Annotated in this window: 16 protein-coding genes, 4 tRNA genes and 3 pseudogenes; 3 read left to right on the top strand and 20 right to left on the bottom strand. The window is 37.1% G+C overall.

Features of this window, described 5'->3' with window-relative positions; translation table 11 throughout:
- Window positions 1–221: 221 nt before the first annotated feature.
- Both AC6CIB_RS17895 and AC6CIB_RS17890 read right to left on the bottom strand, forming a co-directional pair.
- Complete coding sequence (locus AC6CIB_RS17895) at window positions 222–809, bottom strand: zf-HC2 domain-containing protein (RefSeq protein ID WP_498282942.1); 588 nt, start codon at window positions 807–809, stop codon at window positions 222–224.
- The gene (locus tag AC6CIB_RS17890) at window positions 806–1,315 is read right to left on the bottom strand and encodes an RNA polymerase sigma factor (RefSeq protein WP_498282940.1); all 510 of its coding nucleotides are present in this window, start codon (window positions 1,313–1,315) and stop codon (window positions 806–808) included. The genes AC6CIB_RS17895 and AC6CIB_RS17890 overlap by 4 nt, the downstream gene beginning before the upstream one ends.
- Before the next feature lie 152 nt (window positions 1,316–1,467).
- Between AC6CIB_RS17890 and tnpA the strand changes: the two are divergent.
- A pseudogene (gene tnpA, locus AC6CIB_RS17885) lies at window positions 1,468–1,698 on the top strand (IS200/IS605 family transposase); the annotation flags it as partial.
- Window positions 1,699–1,984: 286 nt separating this feature from the next.
- Here tnpA and AC6CIB_RS17880 read toward each other — a convergent pair.
- From AC6CIB_RS17880 to AC6CIB_RS17865, 4 genes and pseudogenes are all read right to left on the bottom strand, one after another.
- Window positions 1,985–2,659 carry an HAD hydrolase-like protein gene (locus AC6CIB_RS17880; protein ID WP_498282938.1) on the bottom strand — a complete coding sequence of 225 codons (675 nt, stop codon included), beginning with the start codon at window positions 2,657–2,659 and terminating at the stop codon, window positions 1,985–1,987.
- A gap of 301 nt (window positions 2,660–2,960) precedes the next feature.
- Window positions 2,961–3,398, bottom strand: a complete 438-nt coding sequence (locus AC6CIB_RS17875) for a CDP-alcohol phosphatidyltransferase family protein (protein WP_498282936.1) — start codon at window positions 3,396–3,398, stop codon at window positions 2,961–2,963.
- Window positions 3,399–3,450: 52 nt separating this feature from the next.
- Complete coding sequence (locus AC6CIB_RS17870; protein WP_498283489.1) at window positions 3,451–3,672, bottom strand: ATP-grasp domain-containing protein; 222 nt, start codon at window positions 3,670–3,672, stop codon at window positions 3,451–3,453.
- Between the two features lie 427 nt (window positions 3,673–4,099).
- Window positions 4,100–4,625 (bottom strand): annotated as a pseudogene (locus AC6CIB_RS17865) (transposase); the annotation flags it as partial.
- 123 nt (window positions 4,626–4,748) lie between these two features.
- Between AC6CIB_RS17865 and AC6CIB_RS17860 the strand changes: the two are divergent.
- Together AC6CIB_RS17860 and AC6CIB_RS17855 are read left to right on the top strand one after the other, a co-directional pair.
- Window positions 4,749–5,204, top strand: a pseudogene (locus AC6CIB_RS17860) (recombinase family protein); the annotation flags it as partial.
- Window positions 5,187–6,509 (top strand): recombinase family protein, encoded by a 1,323-nt coding sequence (locus AC6CIB_RS17855; RefSeq protein WP_498283487.1) that lies wholly within the window; start codon window positions 5,187–5,189, stop codon window positions 6,507–6,509. The pseudogene AC6CIB_RS17860 and the gene AC6CIB_RS17855, both read left to right, overlap by 18 nt.
- Here the strand turns inward: AC6CIB_RS17855 and rlmH are convergent.
- From rlmH to AC6CIB_RS17785, 14 genes are all read right to left on the bottom strand, one after another.
- Window positions 6,402–6,881: a 23S rRNA (pseudouridine(1915)-N(3))-methyltransferase RlmH gene (gene rlmH / locus AC6CIB_RS17850; RefSeq protein WP_498282934.1), complete on the bottom strand. Its 480-nt coding sequence runs from the start codon at window positions 6,879–6,881 to the stop codon at window positions 6,402–6,404. The two genes, AC6CIB_RS17855 and rlmH, sit on opposite strands and share 108 nt — an antisense overlap.
- 94 nt (window positions 6,882–6,975) lie before the next feature.
- Window positions 6,976–7,134: a CxxH/CxxC protein gene (locus AC6CIB_RS17845; RefSeq protein ID WP_113969385.1), complete on the bottom strand. Its 159-nt coding sequence runs from the start codon at window positions 7,132–7,134 to the stop codon at window positions 6,976–6,978.
- A 121-nt stretch (window positions 7,135–7,255) separates the two neighbouring features.
- Window positions 7,256–8,497 carry a S1C family serine protease gene (locus AC6CIB_RS17840; protein ID WP_498282932.1) on the bottom strand — a complete coding sequence of 414 codons (1,242 nt, stop codon included), beginning with the start codon at window positions 8,495–8,497 and terminating at the stop codon, window positions 7,256–7,258.
- 220 nt (window positions 8,498–8,717) lie between these two features.
- Entirely contained in the window at window positions 8,718–9,512 is a 795-nt protein-coding gene (locus tag AC6CIB_RS17835) for an MBL fold metallo-hydrolase (RefSeq protein WP_498282930.1), read from the bottom strand.
- Between the two features lie 5 nt (window positions 9,513–9,517).
- The gene (locus AC6CIB_RS17830) at window positions 9,518–10,327 is read right to left on the bottom strand and encodes a two-component system regulatory protein YycI (RefSeq protein WP_498282928.1); all 810 of its coding nucleotides are present in this window, start codon (window positions 10,325–10,327) and stop codon (window positions 9,518–9,520) included.
- On the bottom strand, window positions 10,314–11,669 hold the full coding sequence (locus AC6CIB_RS17825) for a YycH family regulatory protein (protein WP_498282926.1): 1,356 nt from the start codon (window positions 11,667–11,669) through the stop codon (window positions 10,314–10,316). Before AC6CIB_RS17825 ends, AC6CIB_RS17830 begins: the two co-directional genes overlap by 14 nt.
- Complete coding sequence (gene walK / locus AC6CIB_RS17820; protein WP_498282924.1) at window positions 11,666–13,489, bottom strand: cell wall metabolism sensor histidine kinase WalK; 1,824 nt, start codon at window positions 13,487–13,489, stop codon at window positions 11,666–11,668. Before walK ends, AC6CIB_RS17825 begins: the two co-directional genes overlap by 4 nt.
- Before the next feature lie 6 nt (window positions 13,490–13,495).
- Window positions 13,496–14,203 (bottom strand): response regulator YycF, encoded by a 708-nt coding sequence (gene yycF, locus AC6CIB_RS17815; RefSeq protein ID WP_113969391.1) that lies wholly within the window; start codon window positions 14,201–14,203, stop codon window positions 13,496–13,498.
- 215 nt (window positions 14,204–14,418) lie between these two features.
- Complete coding sequence (locus AC6CIB_RS17810) at window positions 14,419–15,906, bottom strand: peptidoglycan DD-metalloendopeptidase family protein (protein WP_498282922.1); 1,488 nt, start codon at window positions 15,904–15,906, stop codon at window positions 14,419–14,421.
- 353 nt (window positions 15,907–16,259) lie between these two features.
- A tRNA-Phe gene (locus AC6CIB_RS17805) sits at window positions 16,260–16,332 on the bottom strand.
- A 30-nt stretch (window positions 16,333–16,362) separates the two neighbouring features.
- Window positions 16,363–16,439 (bottom strand) — tRNA-Asp (locus AC6CIB_RS17800).
- A gap of 163 nt (window positions 16,440–16,602) precedes the next feature.
- A tRNA-Glu gene (locus AC6CIB_RS17795) sits at window positions 16,603–16,674 on the bottom strand.
- Window positions 16,675–16,689: 15 nt separating this feature from the next.
- Window positions 16,690–16,765, bottom strand: a tRNA-Lys gene (locus tag AC6CIB_RS17790).
- Window positions 16,766–16,938: 173 nt separating this feature from the next.
- Window positions 16,939–17,811 carry a nuclease-related domain-containing protein gene (locus tag AC6CIB_RS17785; protein ID WP_498283485.1) on the bottom strand — a complete coding sequence of 291 codons (873 nt, stop codon included), beginning with the start codon at window positions 17,809–17,811 and terminating at the stop codon, window positions 16,939–16,941.
- Window positions 17,812–17,835: the final 24 nt, after the last annotated feature.

The raw sequence follows: 17,835 nt of genomic DNA, 5'->3' as shown, positions 1-17,835 counted from the left end.
AGAATAAGAAATGTATATGTATTATTGTTGAGAAAATCGAAGGTGAATTTACAACAGAAAAGAAAAAATGCCATATGTTTTTTCAATATATATTTAGAGCAAAATGAATCATTATGATGTATAATATTACGCTTATGGATATTTTTCATTATGATAAGAAACACAAAAAAACTTGTAGAGAAAGCAAATATCCCTACAAGTTTCTAAATTGGAATTGCCTTTTAACGATTTATTAACTTCTTTACAGTAATAATAAGAATAAGAAGAACTAAGCCTACATTTACCCAACGCATATAAAGCCAGAACCATCCACCAGAAGCCTGGATTACGTTTCCACCATAATCATCTGCATACACACCCAGATTAAAGGATAGTTTCAAAGAAATTGTTAAAGAAAACAAACTTGCTATTAAGACCGTAATTAGGAACGATTTATTATTCATATTGCTCCTCACTCCTTCATTTTTAGTTCTAATCACAAAAAACACCAACGCAATACCCAATACAACTAGTGATAGCATTAGGTTAAAGAATACTAAGGAACCAATGAAAACACCAACTAGCAAAGACAACAATATAAGGTTGTTCATACTGCGTTTAACACCCTTTAGTAGCTGCTGATCGGATTTATCGTCAATTGAACCTGTTGATCCGTCTGCTGGCAGAACCTTTTCAATACCCTCCAAGTAATCCTGACATTCTTTGCATAACTCCACATGATCCTCAATAAATTGGTTTGTTTCTTCACTTGTAAGATCCTCTTTATACATCGGAAGTAAATCTTTAACTACACTGCATTGCTTTCTCAAGTTTTTACACCTCCATCAAGAATATTTGACAACTTACTCTTAGCTCTATAGAAGTTAACCCTTACCCATAGATCAGTCTTATCAAAAATGTCACCGATTTCCTTAAAACTCAATTCACTATACAAACGTAAAATCATGATTTCTTGTTGCGGTTGTTTCAGTTTTTTTAATGCATTCATTAAGCGAATAGATTCTTCTTTTTTTTCATATATTTCCTCAGGTGTTTGCTGGAAAGCCAGACTCTCTTGGACAGTAGCGGGATCTACATTTCTATTTCTATCAATCTTCTTATTCTTCCTCATATAAGTATAAAATGTATTCTTGGCAATCTGGAATAACCAAGTAGACACTTTGCTTTTACCTTTAAAACGACGTATTGACTTAAATGCTTGAAAAAATGTCTCTTGGGTCAATTCTTCAGCAATATGTTTGTCTCCAACTAAATAAAAAAGGTATTTAGAAATCTGTTTTTCATGTTTATCGTACAATTGTTTAAATTCATCCAATAATGTACCTCCTTTCGATGCTGTCATTTATTTAGTAACTACACAAAGGAAAACGTTACACATTTTATAAAAAAAAACCAGAGAAAGTACTCTGAGTTTTCACATAACGCTTTCTTAACATACCTCGATTGTATATGATCCGTCCATTTTGCGAAGGGGACCATATACATATCCTGTTCGATGTACCTCCTCAAATAAACTTAGCCAATACTATAAACAGTTATAAGACAGTTACATCTCGTTACATAAGAAAAGAGTTCCCGGAGGAACTCTCTAAATTCTATTGGAAACCATATTTTTGGAGTAAAAGTTACATACTCCTCCCCACTGGAGGAGCAACAATTGAAGTGATCAAAAAATACATCGAGCAAAAAGTAGAATAAGACCTTAGCGTCTAACCCCCAATAATTCGAAGAATTTGAAGGAGAATGAATCGCTAATTTTTGTTCAAAATAATCCAGGGTCTTCTATGCTATGATAGATGATCTGTCCCTCGATTGTATCGACACGTCCACCTTGATTTCCGCTGGGTTCATGATCCTCGATTCTGCATTTTAGTATTTTTCTTTATAATAACGGAACTTTGTTTCCCGTAAAACTTTCCTTCAACAAAAAACTCATGTTCTCATTTCCATGGATACCAACTTCAATCTCCGAAGATGATATCCCTCAACTTTGGACACCATCATAATTTAATTTCGGTAAGATTGTTCTTAGTTCAATCAAGTCATTTATTACTATGTCAGCTTGAGAAAGTTCATCTTCTTGAGCAAAATCAAAATTGCATCCTATAGAGACTAACCCATTATCTTTAGCAGCATTTATATCCGATAAACGGTCTCCTACTACTATCCCTTTACTTATATTATATTTTTTCAAAATGTTCCCAACTAAATGTGATTTATTTAAAGATTCAATTTGTTGAATACTAAATGTTTCAGTTACTAGGCTATCTAACCCGAAATATTTTACAATTGATTCTAAATATTCAGTCAAACCATTACTTGCTATATAAATAGAATAATTATTCTCTTTTAGATAACCTAAAACCTCCATTACATTAGGGTATAAATCCCCTTCGCCATTCATTATATTAACAATTAACCTTCTTAAAAAATAGGCATCTGTCTTTTCCCTCCAGTCAATGGAGTGTTCAGGTAATAATGCTTCCCAGACTTGGGGTAAAGGTACCCCCATAATGTTCCGGTACTGATTAATGGGAGTTGCTGCATCCCACATATTTAATGAACGTAAATAGTTGAAAGTATCATCGAGAGATCGTTCTAAAATTTTTTCTGTTTGAAACAATGTTCCATCCATATCGAATATGACTGAATTATACATAATTTACCACCTTTTCACTTAATAAATACTTAAAAGAATAAAATTCTGTACTAATTAGAGGGTTATAACTACAATCTATTTTTACAGAAGAATGATATAAGTTTTAAATAGATTATAGTGTTAGTTCAGATATGGGCCAATTCCTAAATAACAATATAAAAATTTTCCGATAAGAGTAAAACCATAAATATATAGAAACTGAGGTCTTTGAATTTTTTCACACGAATCTTAGAGTTAACTTGTAAAACAGTGATAACCAGCGCGTATATATATAGGGCGACCATGGTAGGGATAATTGTGATTACCAAAAAAATACTATAGCTAAAATCATAGGTGAATAAAAAACTGGGACTCCATAAAAGTAACCGTCATCTGTTAATCCAACACAATTAAAGTATGCTAATCTTAAGAAGCAGCAAGTCACCATTATTATAAGCAACACACAAGAAATTATAGTTTCATTGGTATAGTAATAGATAAATAAACCAGGAGCTAAACCGCTATGCACGAGATCAGCTAATGAATCAAACTGTACTCCTATTTTTTTAAATATTTCACCTTTTTGTTTCCTGTATCTTCTAGCTACGATCCCATCGCACACATCGCACAAGACAGCTAACAACATAAGTAGTATTGATAGTCCCCATTCATGCTGAACTGTACAAATAATACTAAATACCCCAAAGATCAAACCTGTGGTAGTGACCAAATTTGCTTTATCAAATAATATCCTTATCATAAAATATGGTACTCCTTAAAACAAAAATGAAGTCACTCAGCAGTTAAAACATTTAAAGGAGATATTCTATGCATATATTAATGGTGGGTACAGAGTATTCATCTCCTTCTATATATTCTTCCAATAAAACTTCATTACCGATTTCCTGGCCAGTATATTCAACCAAAGATTGAATTTCTTCGAATGCTGCCTTTAACTCAATTTGATTTTCACACTTCCGAACAAATGCCCCGCCTGTCAAGTTGATTGGTTTTACTACAACTGGATAATGGATATTAATATCTTCTAACTCATTAATTGTATTGAAACGTAAAAGTCGCGGTTTTTTCTTGGAATATAGTAATCAACCAAAACTAGTGCCCACATAATTAGACACCTCAAAAAATTTTTATAAAGAGTTCAACATTTAACCCAACCGACAAAATTATAACAATTATTTACTAATACAGCAATATTATCCAATTTTATTGGGTGATTGCATATGACTTTAAGTTTATATGCTCTTTTTTAATGATAAGTGCTGCGGATACGCTGAACTGGTGATGAGATTACTACATCCTTCGCTAAAGTGACAATGAACAACTTAACTCCAATATTAAAACCCTCCTTTAAGGAGGGTTCCAGACCGTAGACAAACCCCAGCTTCGCACTAAGTGAAGGTGGGGTTTTCTGTTATTTTAAAATATCTTTTCTATTTCTTTCTAGACTGGACATGGCCCTCGCCATGTCCAGTCTGCCAATTTCTTAAGATTCATGGCAGCGTACGTAAGCATCAAACTTTATTAAGACCTCTTAAGGTCGTCCAACGGATGCCATGCTTTTCTTTTTACGTCCGCAAAGACCCGTTTAATCGTCTTACGTTTGTTCTACTTCATCTATGTAATCCTGTCATACATGTCGATGAATTATTTGGTATGATTCTTACTTTACGAACAACGTTCTTGCAGAGGACAGTCTTTACATTTCAAAGGATTTGAAGGCGCACTGTTTGTATCCGTCTCTGGTTGTCGTGCGGTAAGGTAGAATTTCTCCTTCTAGACAAAGATAGCAGTCAAAATATTCATCGTATACGTATTCGTATTTTCTAAGGTACCCATCTCTCGTTCTCGGGCGTGTGTAAGGCATAACGGCTCTGATGTCTTGGTCCATGATGAATTTAACGATATGTGGTGTTTTATATCCTGAATCAACAGCTACTGAATTAGGCTTTCCAACTTTATCCGTGACCGATAAGTTTGCAGTTACTATAAAAGAACATACACTCACTTACCTTTAATTTTACAAAGTGCAGTTTGTTTTTTCACCTCCTTTATTACCTATACTATTAAAAAGATTAAAGGAGCTATAAATATGAATAATATAAAGAAAGTTGCTATATACTGTCACGTTAGCACAGAAGAACAAGCTAGTGAAGGCTATAGTATATCTGCACAACTACAGACTTTGAGACAATATACATCATTATATGGGTGGCAGATTGCTGAAGAATATGTGGATGAGGGTATTAGTGGTAAGGATATATAGGGCCGACCAGCAATGCAAAGACTTATATCGGATGTTGACAAGGGGAAATTCCAAGCTGTACTTGTATCGAAAATATCACGCCTTTCGCGTAATATGTTGGATACCCTTGTCCTGCTAGATAAATTTGAAGAGTATGATGGAAAGTTCTTTTCCTACTCGGAGAACTTTGATACATCGAGTCCGATTGGAAAACTTGTCGTTCAACTGATGGCATCCATTGCTGAAATGGAAAGAAATACTTTATCAGAAAATGTGAAGCTCGGAATGACACAGAGGGCTAGAGAAGGTAGTTGGAATGGGGGAGTGGTTTTCGGATATGATTCTGTGGAAAAAGAGCTTATTGTTAATCCCAAAGAAGCAGAAATTGTTCAACTGATCTTTACTTTATATGCAGAAGGCAACGGTCTTAAGGCTATAGCTAATCACTTAAATAAAGCTCGTTATAGGACAAAACGTGGTAAACATTTTTCAATTAATGGTATTGCTACAATATTAGATAATCCTATCTATAATGGTAAAATCCGATGGTTACAAGTTGAGAACTGGGATAAAAAGAGAAGGCGTGGTAAAAATGTTAACCCCATCCTAGTTGAAGGAAAGCACGAAGTAATTATCGCCGACGAGCTTTGGAATATTGTTCAAGCACGAAGACAGAGTAAGTCTTTTAAGCAGCGTCAGTCAAACGATCCTTTCCTTTTAAGTGGTATCCTTCGATGTCCTACTTGCGATCACGGAATGGTTTCATCTATCACAACTTCTACAAAAAAAGATGGAGAAAAACGAAAACACCGCTATTATGTCTGTGGAGTGTTCCACAACAAAGGATCATCAGCTTGTAAAGCAAATTCGATTAAAGCCTACGATGCAGAAGATGCTGTCATTAACCGTATAACCGCTTTCCTAAACGATTCAGACAGCTTTCATCAAACTTTAGAAAATATAAATAAAGACACAGTTCAGTCGAATGTGAAATTAAAAGAGCAGTTAGAGAATATTGAAACAGAGCTTAAAGAAACCATTGCCATTCAAGAAAAATATATGGAAGCATTTGAACAAAATCTCCTGCCTGTTTCCATGTTACAGGAACGGTTACAGAAGTTAACTAGTTCAAGGAATGACTTAGAACAAAAGAAAAATGAACTTAGTGTTCAACTAAGTTTATCAGATTCGAAAATAATTCCACCAGACGTGGTTAGACATTTATTAGAAAAGTATGTCCAAGCCTTTCAACAGTCTCCAAGAGAAAAGAAAAAACAGCTTTTTCAGCTTCTGCTAAATAAGATCTCAATTAAACAAGCCGATGGCCGTTCTCGGACCATTGATAAAATTGAACTTGATTTTGATTTTACTGAAGTCAATCTGTCTAAGACATTTACACTTCTCCACATATTATATATTGAATCGGATTATTCAGAGGAAAGTTCCTCAATTACTGATTCAAAAGACAAAATGCCACCTTATCTTCAACTTTTTTTGCCTCTATTTATGGTACGGTTCACCCCGATTAATCCGAAACGCCCGATAAATCTGCTCCACCAAAATCAGTCTCATCAACTGATGAGGGAAGGTCATCTTCGAAAAAGATAGCGTCTCATTTGACCGTCTGATCACTTCATCACTCAATCCAAGTGATCCACCAATAACAAATGCCACTTTGCTTTTCCCGTACGTAGCAAGCTTGTCCAGATTATCGGCAAGCTCTTCCGACGAACGCATTTTCCCTTGGATGGCCAGGGCAATGACATGGTGATCAGGAGAGATCTTAGCTAAGATCCTTTCGCCTTCTTTATTTTTCACTTGCTCCATTTCAGATTCACTCAACACTTCCGGAGCCTTTTCGTCGGCAAGCTCGATGATTTCTATCTTTGCATAAGCACCTAAGCGCTTTACATATTCACCTATTCCTTGCTTTAAATACTTCTCTTTTAATTTACCAACCGTTACAATGGTGATATTCACTATCCACACTCACTTTACAATCAATTTACAAACACGTTATCCACAGACTTTATCCACATATCCACAGATCAAATCCACATATCGTATGAGAATATTAGTTCGCCACTATATATATTGCGTTATTCCCACAATATTCACAGGTTGTGGATAACTTCTTTTCTTCAGAAAGCTCTGTCAGTTGAGGCGCTACCTCATGCTCATCCACGACAATATCCATGGCTAATTCTACATGCTCTAAGCAGCAGTAAATCATGTCGTTTCCTCCTAATCTTTAGACTAATTTTAGAGTATATACTTATCCACAGTTATCATATCATGTAAAGAAAAAGCAGGAAAGGGCAACTTGGCCTTCCTGCTTTTCGCTTATCCACATTCTATAATCGGGATTCGTCAGTGAGTTTCATGGTTACTTCTTTCTTTTCACCGTTTCGATAGAGCGTGACTTTCATCTGATCGTTTACGTCTTTTTTGGTATAAAGATGCTTTCTTAACTCAATGACATTTTCAATTTTCTCTCCGTCCAGTTCAGTAATCACATCTAGCTCTTGTAAGCCTGCCTGGGCAGCTGGAGAATTGGGAACGGTTTGTCTGATCATGACACCATAATTGATTTCTTTCGGAAGCTTCAATGTTTCCTGCTGATGATAGGCAGAAATTTTATTCACATCCTCCAGTGTCACACCCATTGCAGGACGCTTGACCTCACCGTACTGCTCAAGGTCTTCAATAATCGGCTGAGCATAGTTAATCGGGATGGCAAGTCCAATCCCTTCTACTGCACTCTGTGCGATTTTCATGGAGTTGATTCCGATTAACTGACCGGAAATATTAATAAGAGCTCCACCACTGTTCCCTGGGTTGATGGCTGCATCGGTTTGCAGAACTTCTGCATTCCAATCTTCCATTCCATCCTGGTTAATATCGACCGGAATCGTTCTCTCTACACCTGAAACAACCCCCTGTGTGACTGAACCGGAAAATTGCAGTCCAAGTGGGTTACCAATCGCAATAACAGGTTCACCGGCTTTTAGCTTGTCTGAATTTCCAAACTCGGCAATGTCATCTTTCTTGATTTTGCTTCCATCAATTTCGATTACAGCCAGGTCTGTCCAAATATCCGCACCACGCATTTCTGCCGGCACCTTGGTCCCGTCCGCAAGCGTCACTTCCAGCTGATCTGCTCCTTCTACCACGTGATTATTGGTCACAATATAGACTTTATTGCCTTCTTTCTTATACATAACCCCGGATCCTGTACCCGCCTGTTGATCCTGAGTTTGTCCTTCACCCTGTCCCCAGAAGCTTTGAGATTGAATGTTTGTGATTCCTACAACAGAATCTCCTGATTTCTCAACGGCTTTCGTCACATCCGTTGTCACATCGACAGAAACATTTTGAGTGGCACCATTATGATACGCATCATCCGTTTCTTTCAGGTCCTGATCGGGTTGAATGGAATACGGTAAGATCTCAAAGTTCGTCAACTGAGGAATCGCCACAATGACCAATATGGCTCCCAGTACCACTCCCAATAACCCGGCAAGGAACATTCCTCCCCGATTGCCCTTTTGCCTGCTCCTGCTTTCAGAATTATGATCTGAATCATAGTATCCCATCTAACTTCATCCTTTCTCACAGCTATTCCTTTTGTTATTTTATCTTTACAAGCATGATTATAGTCAGGTTAAATTAAAAAATGATGAAAAAAGGGTAATAATTTCATAAAGGTGATAGATATGTAAATACCAAAGAAGTCAAAAACAAAAAAAGGTGAAGACCTCAGCCCTCACCCTTTTTCATACCTTCAAAAGAAAAATCGTAAACATTTGAATCGGTTTAAATGGCAACTAAAGGTGTTGGTACTTTAGGATCCGTATCAAATAAATCAATTTGTTCTCCTACTACTATTCCTTTTGACTCGAGTGTCTGGCTGACACTCATCCTTGCTAGATCTTTCATATTATTATCGAGGCTGAGATGGGCTAAATAAAATCCTTTCGTCTTTTCACCCATCACTTCACTCATGGCTATGGCAGCATCCTCATTGGATACATGGCCATAATCACTGAGGATTCGACGTTTGATATTCCATGGATACCGGCACATTCGGAGCATGCCCACATCATGATTGCTTTCAAATACATACGCATCGGCATTGGAAATGATCCCTTTCATCCGATCACTTACATACCCCGTGTCGGTTACCAGGGCCAGCTTTTTCTCTCCCTGGTGGAAAATATAGAACATCGGCTCTGCCGCATCATGTGAAACCCCGAAGGATTCAATGCTCAATCCTCCAAAGTGTTTGGCTGTTTCCATATCAAACGAAAACTTCTGTTCCGTATCTATTTTCCCTACTAACCCGTCCATGGCATTCCACGTCTTATCGTTGGCGTAGATAGGAAGCTTGTACTTTCTCGCAAGTACACCGATTCCCTTAATATGATCACTATGCTCATGAGTGACAAGAATACCCGATAAATCTTCTATCTTCCGGTCAATCTGACTGAACAACCCTTCCATTTGCTTGCCGCTTAAACCGGCATCAACGAGGAAGGAGTGCTCTTCAGACTCCACAAATATCGCATTTCCTGTACTGCCACTGGCAAGCACACTAAAATGCATGGTCATAACTCTCACTCCAATGTTTCTTTTTCTGGTTTGGTTACTTCGAAAATCTGTCCTTCAACTGCATTAATAAATAGGTCTTCCTTATTATCACCTGATTCAACCACAAAGTGCCAGGTTGGTGCCAGGACTTGGGATTCTTCACGGGATAAAAAAGTATAATATCCCAGTTCAGGAGTTTTGATGGTACTACCCGAGCTTATCTTATGATTGGTCCACAAAACCTGAAGAGCTTGCAGTGAAGTAAGCAGACTTTTCTTTTCTCCGCTTAATTCTTCTATATTCTCCAGCAGTGTTTGTTTGTAAGAGACGATTTCATTTTCCTTATTTAGAATAAGAATCACTTTACCATTTGAATTGTTAAAAAGCTGTCTGTCTTTATACGTCTGATAGTAAATAATTGTTTGTTCATCTTGATTATATTTCCAGAAGCTGTACTTTTCACCGCCTGCGACCTGGTTTTTCATAAAAGCGTTTAATTCATCAGGTGAAAATTTTTCACTTATGGAGTATGGCTCTTCTAACGTTGAATGAATCGTATTATCCGTGACGACACTGACATCTTGATTTTTCAACTTTTCAATTTCCTTCTCCGTGAACACCTTCGTTTTTGCACTAATATAGGCTTCTTTCAATGGATCCTTTGATAGATTTTTGGGGTAATCAATTTTATCTGTTTTTAATTGCTCTTCAAAGGAAACTTGACTTAACGTTTCTGGATTGCTTTCAGAAACTTTGTTAATGAACAACGACATTAAAAAGATGTCTAAAATAAGAAAGACAATAATAAAGATGCTCTTTGTTTTACTCCAGTCCAATTCCAAGCCCCTCCTCATCTTCCAAAGGTAGGCGTAACCAATTACCATCGTATTTGTAAAACCAGGAAGGTTCAAATACAAGGAATTTTCTATTCGATTCATTAGAATCCCTTGTCATCTTATATCCGACAATGACATCTTCTACGTAATCCAAGTTGATCGTATCATCCTTGGCCAAAGCATATAAAACCGTTGATCCGGATGGCAATCTGATCTCATCTACACTTTCATTTAACGATAAATCATAATCCAATTTAAAGTACGGACGATTGTATTCGTTGATTGATTCCTCGCCTAGAACTTGAGAGACTTCAGCCATTCCATTTTCATTAAAAACAGGATAATTTTGCATGAACAGTCGATAGACGATTTTATTCTCAAGAGGGCTAATCGAGAAAAATTGATACTGATCAGTCCAGCCACCATGATCATTCACAAACTCCATGCTTTTTTGAAGCAGCTCTGTCGCAGATGATCCTCCATTTTTTTCTTCTGATGGATTAACATAAGACAACGTGTTATGTTCTTTATTCGTTTTTAATAAACTATATACATTTGTAAATTTTTCGCCCTGCTCTGTAAATCCCTTATCTACACTATTGGGGTCACTAAATAGTGCTTGAACATATTCTTCGGGGGAATCAAGGTCCGAATAATATCTATAGCTGATATAATCCTCAGCATTCTTGGGTAGAAAAATCGTTTTTTTATTATTTAAAGGTTGCTCTATATATTCATCAAAATTGTAAACGGCTTTTTGAACAAAGCTTTTTTGAAATGTTTCTAAACTAGCGCGGTTTACCCGGCATTCGTAAAATTTCTTTTCTCCTTCATCATACAAAACAAAATATACGGAACCTGTATCTGAGCCATTATTATTCAAATCAATAATAATTCGGTTAAAAGAACCGTTCATAGTGTTTTTCTCCTCTAATTTTAACACTTGGCTATAAATAGAGAGTGGAACATTGTCCGGGAATACAATTTCTACCTTTTTCTCACCGTGTATAACAGATTTGATCTCTGACATATTATACTCTCTTGAAAGATCTTTCAGATCGAATAGAGTCCAGCCTCTTAATTGTTCGATTACATTACTGATCTCGAATTCATTTGAAGTCCCGACTGTCTTATTTCCTGAATGATAGAAAAGTTTAAACGGTTTGATTAGAACACTGTTCAGTTCATTCTCAGGTATCTTGTCTCCCACAGACACATCGTAAGCTTCATCTTTATTAATCGTATCGTACCCTGGTTGATACGTCCAAAGATTGAAGGTAAGAAATATACTGATGCATACGAGCAGCGTTAGAATTATCGATTTGATTTTTTCGTAATTCATGACCAATCATCCTCTTGAGTGGAATCATATGGGAGAGTGAATGTAATGGTGGTTCCTTTTCCTTCAGTACTTGTCGCCCATACGTCACCACCATGTGCTGAAATCATCTCTTTTGCTATGGCAAGGCCAAGTCCTGTGCCACCCATTTGTCTTGTTCTGGCTTTATCGACACGATAGAAACGCTCAAAGATTTTCTCCAGATTTTCTTTCGGGATCCCTAACCCTTGATCTGATACACTGATTTCAATATATCCATTCTTTTCTATAGCTTTAAATGTTATGGTTCCGCCCTCTGGTGAATATTTCAAGGCGTTCGAAATGATATTATCCAAAACCTGTGTGATTTTATCCTGATCCACTTCCACAAACATTGCTTTGTCTGGTAAGAAACGGTTAAAGGTTACATTCACATTTTTGGTCATTTCAAACCGATCAATGATTTTATGGAAAAAGAGAATGAAATCAACCCAATCTTTATTAAAGCGATAGTCTTTACTGTCCATTTTCGATAATTGAAGAAGATCATTTACTAACCGAATCATTCTCTCTGTTTCATTTTGAGTAACATCAAGGAATTGAGGTGCGATGTTTTCATCTTGCCATGCCCCTTCAGCCAACGCTTCTAAGTAGCTCCTCATCGTTGTAAGCGGCGTACGAAGTTCGTGGGACACATTTGCAACAAATTCCCGTCTCTCTAAATCAATTTTCTCCTGCTCCGTAATATCATGTAACACCGTTATAAGACCGTTCACAAACCCGGTCTCTTTTTGAATAATGGAGAAATTCGCACGTAAGATATAAGGTTTTTCTTTAGTACTGTAATCTAAAATGATCGAATCCTGTTCATTGGACAGATCATCAAACGTGTATTCCTCATCCAATCCCAGTAAGGATACAATGGGTTGAGAAACGACTGTTTCACGTGAAACATTCAGCATATCCGCTGCAGGATCATTAATCAGAATGACTCGTCCTTTTCGATCTGTCGCAATGACACCATCAGTCATATAGGAAAGCACGGAAGAAAGCTTTCTTCGCTCGCCCTCCGTCGTAGCTTGAGCTTCTTGAAGACGTTTGGTCAAATTATTGAATGTAATCGCAAGCTGACCTATTTCATCGTAACCGTAGACCTTTACTTTCCTAGAAAAATTTCCTTTTGCCATAGCGAGGGCTTGCTTTCTCATATCAGATATCGGTCTTGTCACGGTTTGAGCCAATAACACACCCAAAATCGCTGTTATGACCAGGGCAATTAGGGTGCCATTCGTAAAAATCTTGTTGATTTCACTCATTTGGTCATAAACCGATTCAATTTCACCGACAAGATAAATAGCACCAATGACTTCTTCATTTGAAGTTATTGGTGCTGTATACACCCAGATTCGATCTTTCGTTTGATCATCAAGATAGATATCCTCATGACCTAAACCTATTCCCAGGGCTCTTTTAACTTCTTTCTCCCCACTAACCTGCCCAACTAAACTCTGATTATTGGGATCTGAGGTCCCAATAATCTTAGTTCTATCATTGATCACTCGAATTTCTGAGATGTCTGATGTTTTACTATCATCCAACACTCTCCGAATATCCTCTTCGAGTGTGGGATCATCCTCACTGCGCTTTTTCACAAGCTCTTCACGAATTGTATACTCTAATAATTCCACTCTATTTTTAATAGAAGTTTGAAAGTTATCGACAAGCTTTTCTTCAAGGGCCCTAACGAAATATACCCCAATGATTTGCATGGCGAGAAGTATGAGCAAAACATAAATCAATACGAATTTAAGATGGATGGAACGGGTTAAACCAACTTTCTTCATTACAAATTACTCCTGTTCAGGATTTCGTAAGTAATAACCGACTCCTCTACGTGTTACGATCCAGGTAGGGTGACTTGGGTTGTCCTCAATTTTCTCGCGAAGACGTCGGACAGTAACATCTACCGTACGTACATCTCCGTAGTAATCATAACCCCAAACAGTCTGAAGCAAATGTTCACGGGTCATCACTTGTCCAATATGTTTCGCTAAATAATGAAGAAGCTCAAACTCACGATGTGTCAGCTCAATGGTTTCCCCTCTTTTCGAAACAACGTACGCATCTGGATGAATGGTTAAAGAACCAACCGTAATTTCATTGTTCTCATCTTCAGCATTTTGCTGTGCCCCTTGCTGATGTCTTCTTAAATTAGCTTTCACACGGGCAATCAATTCACGTGTACTAAAAGGTTTCGTTACATAATCATCAGCACCCAGTTCTAACCCCAGCACCTTATCAATTTCTGAGTCTTTCGCTGTCAGCATAATGATAGGCATTTCATACTTCTTCCTGATTTCACGGCAAACTTCCATTCCATCACGATTCGGAAGCATAATATCAAGAAGAACAAGATCAGGCTTGATTTCTTCCGCCATCTTGACAGCTTCGTCTCCATCGTACGCACAATGTACTTCATAGCCTTCTTTTTTCAAATTAAACTGTAGTATATCTGCAATCGGTTTCTCATCGTCAACGACTAATATTTTCTTTTCCATGTCAATTGATCTCCTTTAGAAAAAAGTAATGTATCATATAAAGTTGTGATTAGTATAGGATTCTTCCTTTTAATTTATCACTATCTCCATATTAATTCATCTTTAACTCTATCATAACCTTTATTTCATTTCTTTTTGACTACAATCTAAATATAACAAAGGGGACTGACAAATAAAATGATTGTGTCAGTCCCATGCTTGATTATCTTATACAATTACAGTACATCTAATGGATTGATAAGAGATCCATTTTTGTAAACTTCGATATGCAGGTGAACACCGGTAGATTCACCAGTCCTTCCCATGATACCAATTTTCTGACCTCTTTCCACCGTTTGACCGGCAGAAACAGAGATGGAATCTAAATGAGCATAAATCGTTTTATATCCATTTCCATGATCGATCACAACTTTATTTCCGTAACCGCCATCGTCCCAACCGGCAGAAACAACTCTTCCGTTATCAACGGATTTAATTGTAGGATCATCTGGTCGCGCAATGTCGATCCCTTTATGAACTTTACCCCATCTTGGTCCTTGTTTAGAGGAAATATAACCGCCATTTGTCGGCCATGCAAAGTTTCCTGATCCCCTGGACGGAGTTGCTTTTGTTCCTTTAATGACAATGTATTTCACAGGATCTTTTAGTTTCTTTTCTTCTTTTACATTTTTCTCGATTTGAGAACCGTTCACTTCTGTCGTTTCAAACGTAACGGATTTCTCACCTTCTTGACCTTCTTGCTTCACTTTCGTATCGCCTTTATTCATAGAGGAATCCTCTACTACTTCTTTCTCATAGGCAATCTTTTCGATCTTGTTTGCTTCTTTCTTAACAAGTACATGGACAAGAGGTTCATAGACGGTCACATTTACCTCCGAACCGACTTTCAGGGCATCGTCTTCATTCAGCTCTGAGTTTAACTCCAGCAACTTCCCGGTGGTTAACTGATGTTCTTCTGCAATCGTGCTCAGAACATCACCATCCTGAACCTTGTACTTTTTCTCTTCTAACGTACCTTTCTTAAGAAGATCTGCTGCTTCCTTAGAAGATATCAATTCGTCCGGCTTCACTTGCGCCTTCTTCATCTCTACCTTTTCTTTAAAAGAAACTTCTAATAAACGTGTTTCATTTTCCTTTAAAACGGGTAAAGAAGTGGATGAAGAATCATTTTTTCCGGCTTCCAATTCATTAAGCTCGTTTTCTGAAACATATTTGAGCTTAAAAGACTTTAAAGCTTCTTCAGCAGCCTTTTCGTCTTTTACATAAGCAACCGGTTTATGGTTCACAACAACAGCAAAAGCATTTGCTTCGACTGATACTGATTCATTTAGACTTTCAATAACCTTTTGATTGTTTGTTTTCGCAGCAGTAAACACATTTTCAGGTATGTACGTTACATCATGATTAAAATCAACCTGATAATCTGTGTACTCCTTCTTAGCCTCAGCCAGTTTTTCATCTAAAACTGCTTCAACTTCTTCTTGATTCGTAACAGCTCCTACATACTCACTACCCATGTATACATGATAGATGGTTTTCAGATTTTCATCCATTCCTGTATTCGCTGCAGCCGTTGAAAATGTCAAAGTTGTAAGAGCGAGGGTTGTGATCCCTACTCTTTTGACAAATTGATTTGATCTATGTCGAATATTAAGTTTTTTATATTTTTCTAAAATCGGTGTTAATTTCTCTCCAAAACTCATTGAGTTGCCTCCTATAAACTAAAGCAAAAATCCCAGTTACGGTAGTTCATTAAGCCTAATTTAGTAAAATTCTATAAAATTCGTACTTTACTAATTTACCATAATTCGACGAAATCCGGGACACAGAATCAAGATTGTAATAAAACTGTATAATTGATTAGGAATCTAAGAAAGCGCTTCATCGGGGTTTTTAGCGTCATAGCGGGAACTGCGTGGGTCTAAAGGTGGATTAGCTGTCGAAACAATCATGGTAGAAATTAGAGGAAATTCATTATGTTTTGTTACATTTATGTTACAAATACAAATAAAAAAGTACTACGAGAGTCAAAGTCGTCGCAGTACTTTTTGTAAGATGGCTCAGGACGGAATCGAACCGCCGACACATGGATTTTCAGTCCATTGCTCTACCAACTGAGCTACTGAGCCATATCTTTTTAAAAGAATCAAATATGTAACTGGCGGTCCGGACGGGACTCGAACCCGCGACCTCCTGCGTGACAGGCAGGCATTCTAACCAACTGAACTACCGGACCAAAGTTTTTTTTGCGCTAGCAAAAATAACTTTCAATAACAGCGATAGCAAAATAGCTATCATTAGTTGCGCCAGCAAAATAACTTTCCTTACTTGCACTAGTATAATATTTTTATGAAGTTACATCACTTAAACTATCAATCTCACTTCAAAAAAAATAAAAATGACCCATACGGGATTCGAACCCGTGTTACCGCCGTGAAAGGGCGGTGTCTTAACCGCTTGACCAATGGGCCATATAAGAGAAAAAATGGTGAGCCATGAAGGATTCGAACCTTCGACCCTCTGATTAAAAGTCAGATGCTCTACCAACTGAGCTAATGGCTCTAAGTATATATAAACACGAATAGCAAGCTTGATCAAAGCCGCTTTCGTGACAACGAAATTAATATTATCACAGTATGATTGTCGAGGGCAATAGTTTTTTTGGATTTATTGTCGAAAATTATTTCTTGGGGAATAATTTGGTGGAATCTCCGATATGAGGTAATTTCTCTAAGCTATTTTTGCATAGACGGCAAAGTGTGGACTCGTCCTTTTCCTTTCCCGCGATATCCTACACATACGGAGTTTAATATTCTTGTTGCAAGGGCGGGTGAAGAAATCATTAAAAAATCTTTCAGTTGTTGTCCGGTAATTTCTTCTCCGAAAAGAAGATCGTAATGATCAAGTGCCTTAAGATGAGCTACTTTCGACTTTGTTTTACATTTAGGACAGAACCAGTATCCATGCACTCTATCTAAGGGAAGATAACTACAAATTTCACAAAACACTCCATTTATTATTTCTTGCCTGGATATATTATATTGATTTAGTACTGAGGGATTCAGTGGGGTATCAAACTTTTTAATAAGCTTAATCATCCTTCTAATATCTTTATCTAGTAAAATATTTTTTTGAGATTCATTATACATTTGAGAAATTTTTTGGGGGAGCAAAGCAGCGTGGATAACCTTTTGACTTACATTCTTATCATTTGAGCGAATAATTGTCTGGGGGTTACTGATAACGATGAGTGTGCGAATAGGGATTGGAGGGAAGTGATGCTCATGTAACCATGATCTAAATTGAGATTCTTGTCTGCCAATTTGAATAATAGGATCAGGCAATGCAATTTCAACACCGTTCTTCTTCTGTATCATTTGATTAAAGATTGAATCAAAGTCTATCGACCCGGCTATATTTTTCACTTCTAAAATGAGTGCAAAACTTTTTGTTAATAGTAACGTATCAATCTGGAAATATCGACCGTTTATAAAGAGGCGTAAGTCATGAAGAATATAAAAGGATTTGTCGGGGAGAAGGCTTAAATAATAGTCGATTGATTTCTCTCCATTATAACCGGCTAGACTTTTTGAAAGATTTTCTTTAATAAAGTTTGTTTTAGAATGGAATGG

Source organism: Rossellomorea sp. GQ25 (assembly GCF_059758515.1).
Note: the sequence above shows the minus strand (reverse complement) of the source record. Positions and strands in the feature narration are given on the sequence as shown.

Bases quoted from the DNA above. Each gene is read 5' to 3' on its own strand.
- walK (WP_498282924.1), bottom strand. From the start codon at position 13,489: ATGAAGAAAGTTGGTTTAACCCGTTCCATCCATCTTAAATTCGTATTG.
- AC6CIB_RS17835 (WP_498282930.1), bottom strand. From the start codon at position 9,512: ATGACCATGCATTTTAGTGTGCTTGCCAGTGGCAGTACAGGAAATGCG.
- AC6CIB_RS17875 (WP_498282936.1), bottom strand. From the start codon at position 3,398: ATGATAAGGATATTATTTGATAAAGCAAATTTGGTCACTACCACAGGT.
- AC6CIB_RS17880 (WP_498282938.1), bottom strand. From the start codon at position 2,659: ATGTATAATTCAGTCATATTCGATATGGATGGAACATTGTTTCAAACA.
- AC6CIB_RS17825 (WP_498282926.1), bottom strand. From the start codon at position 11,669: ATGAATTACGAAAAAATCAAATCGATAATTCTAACGCTGCTCGTATGC.
- AC6CIB_RS17855 (WP_498283487.1), top strand. From the start codon at position 5,187: ATGACACAGAGGGCTAGAGAAGGTAGTTGGAATGGGGGAGTGGTTTTC.
- yycF (WP_113969391.1), bottom strand. From the start codon at position 14,203: ATGGAAAAGAAAATATTAGTCGTTGACGATGAGAAACCGATTGCAGAT.
- AC6CIB_RS17810 (WP_498282922.1), bottom strand. From the start codon at position 15,906: ATGAGTTTTGGAGAGAAATTAACACCGATTTTAGAAAAATATAAAAAA.
- AC6CIB_RS17845 (WP_113969385.1), bottom strand. From the start codon at position 7,134: ATGATTTACTGCTGCTTAGAGCATGTAGAATTAGCCATGGATATTGTC.
- AC6CIB_RS17840 (WP_498282932.1), bottom strand. From the start codon at position 8,497: ATGGGATACTATGATTCAGATCATAATTCTGAAAGCAGGAGCAGGCAA.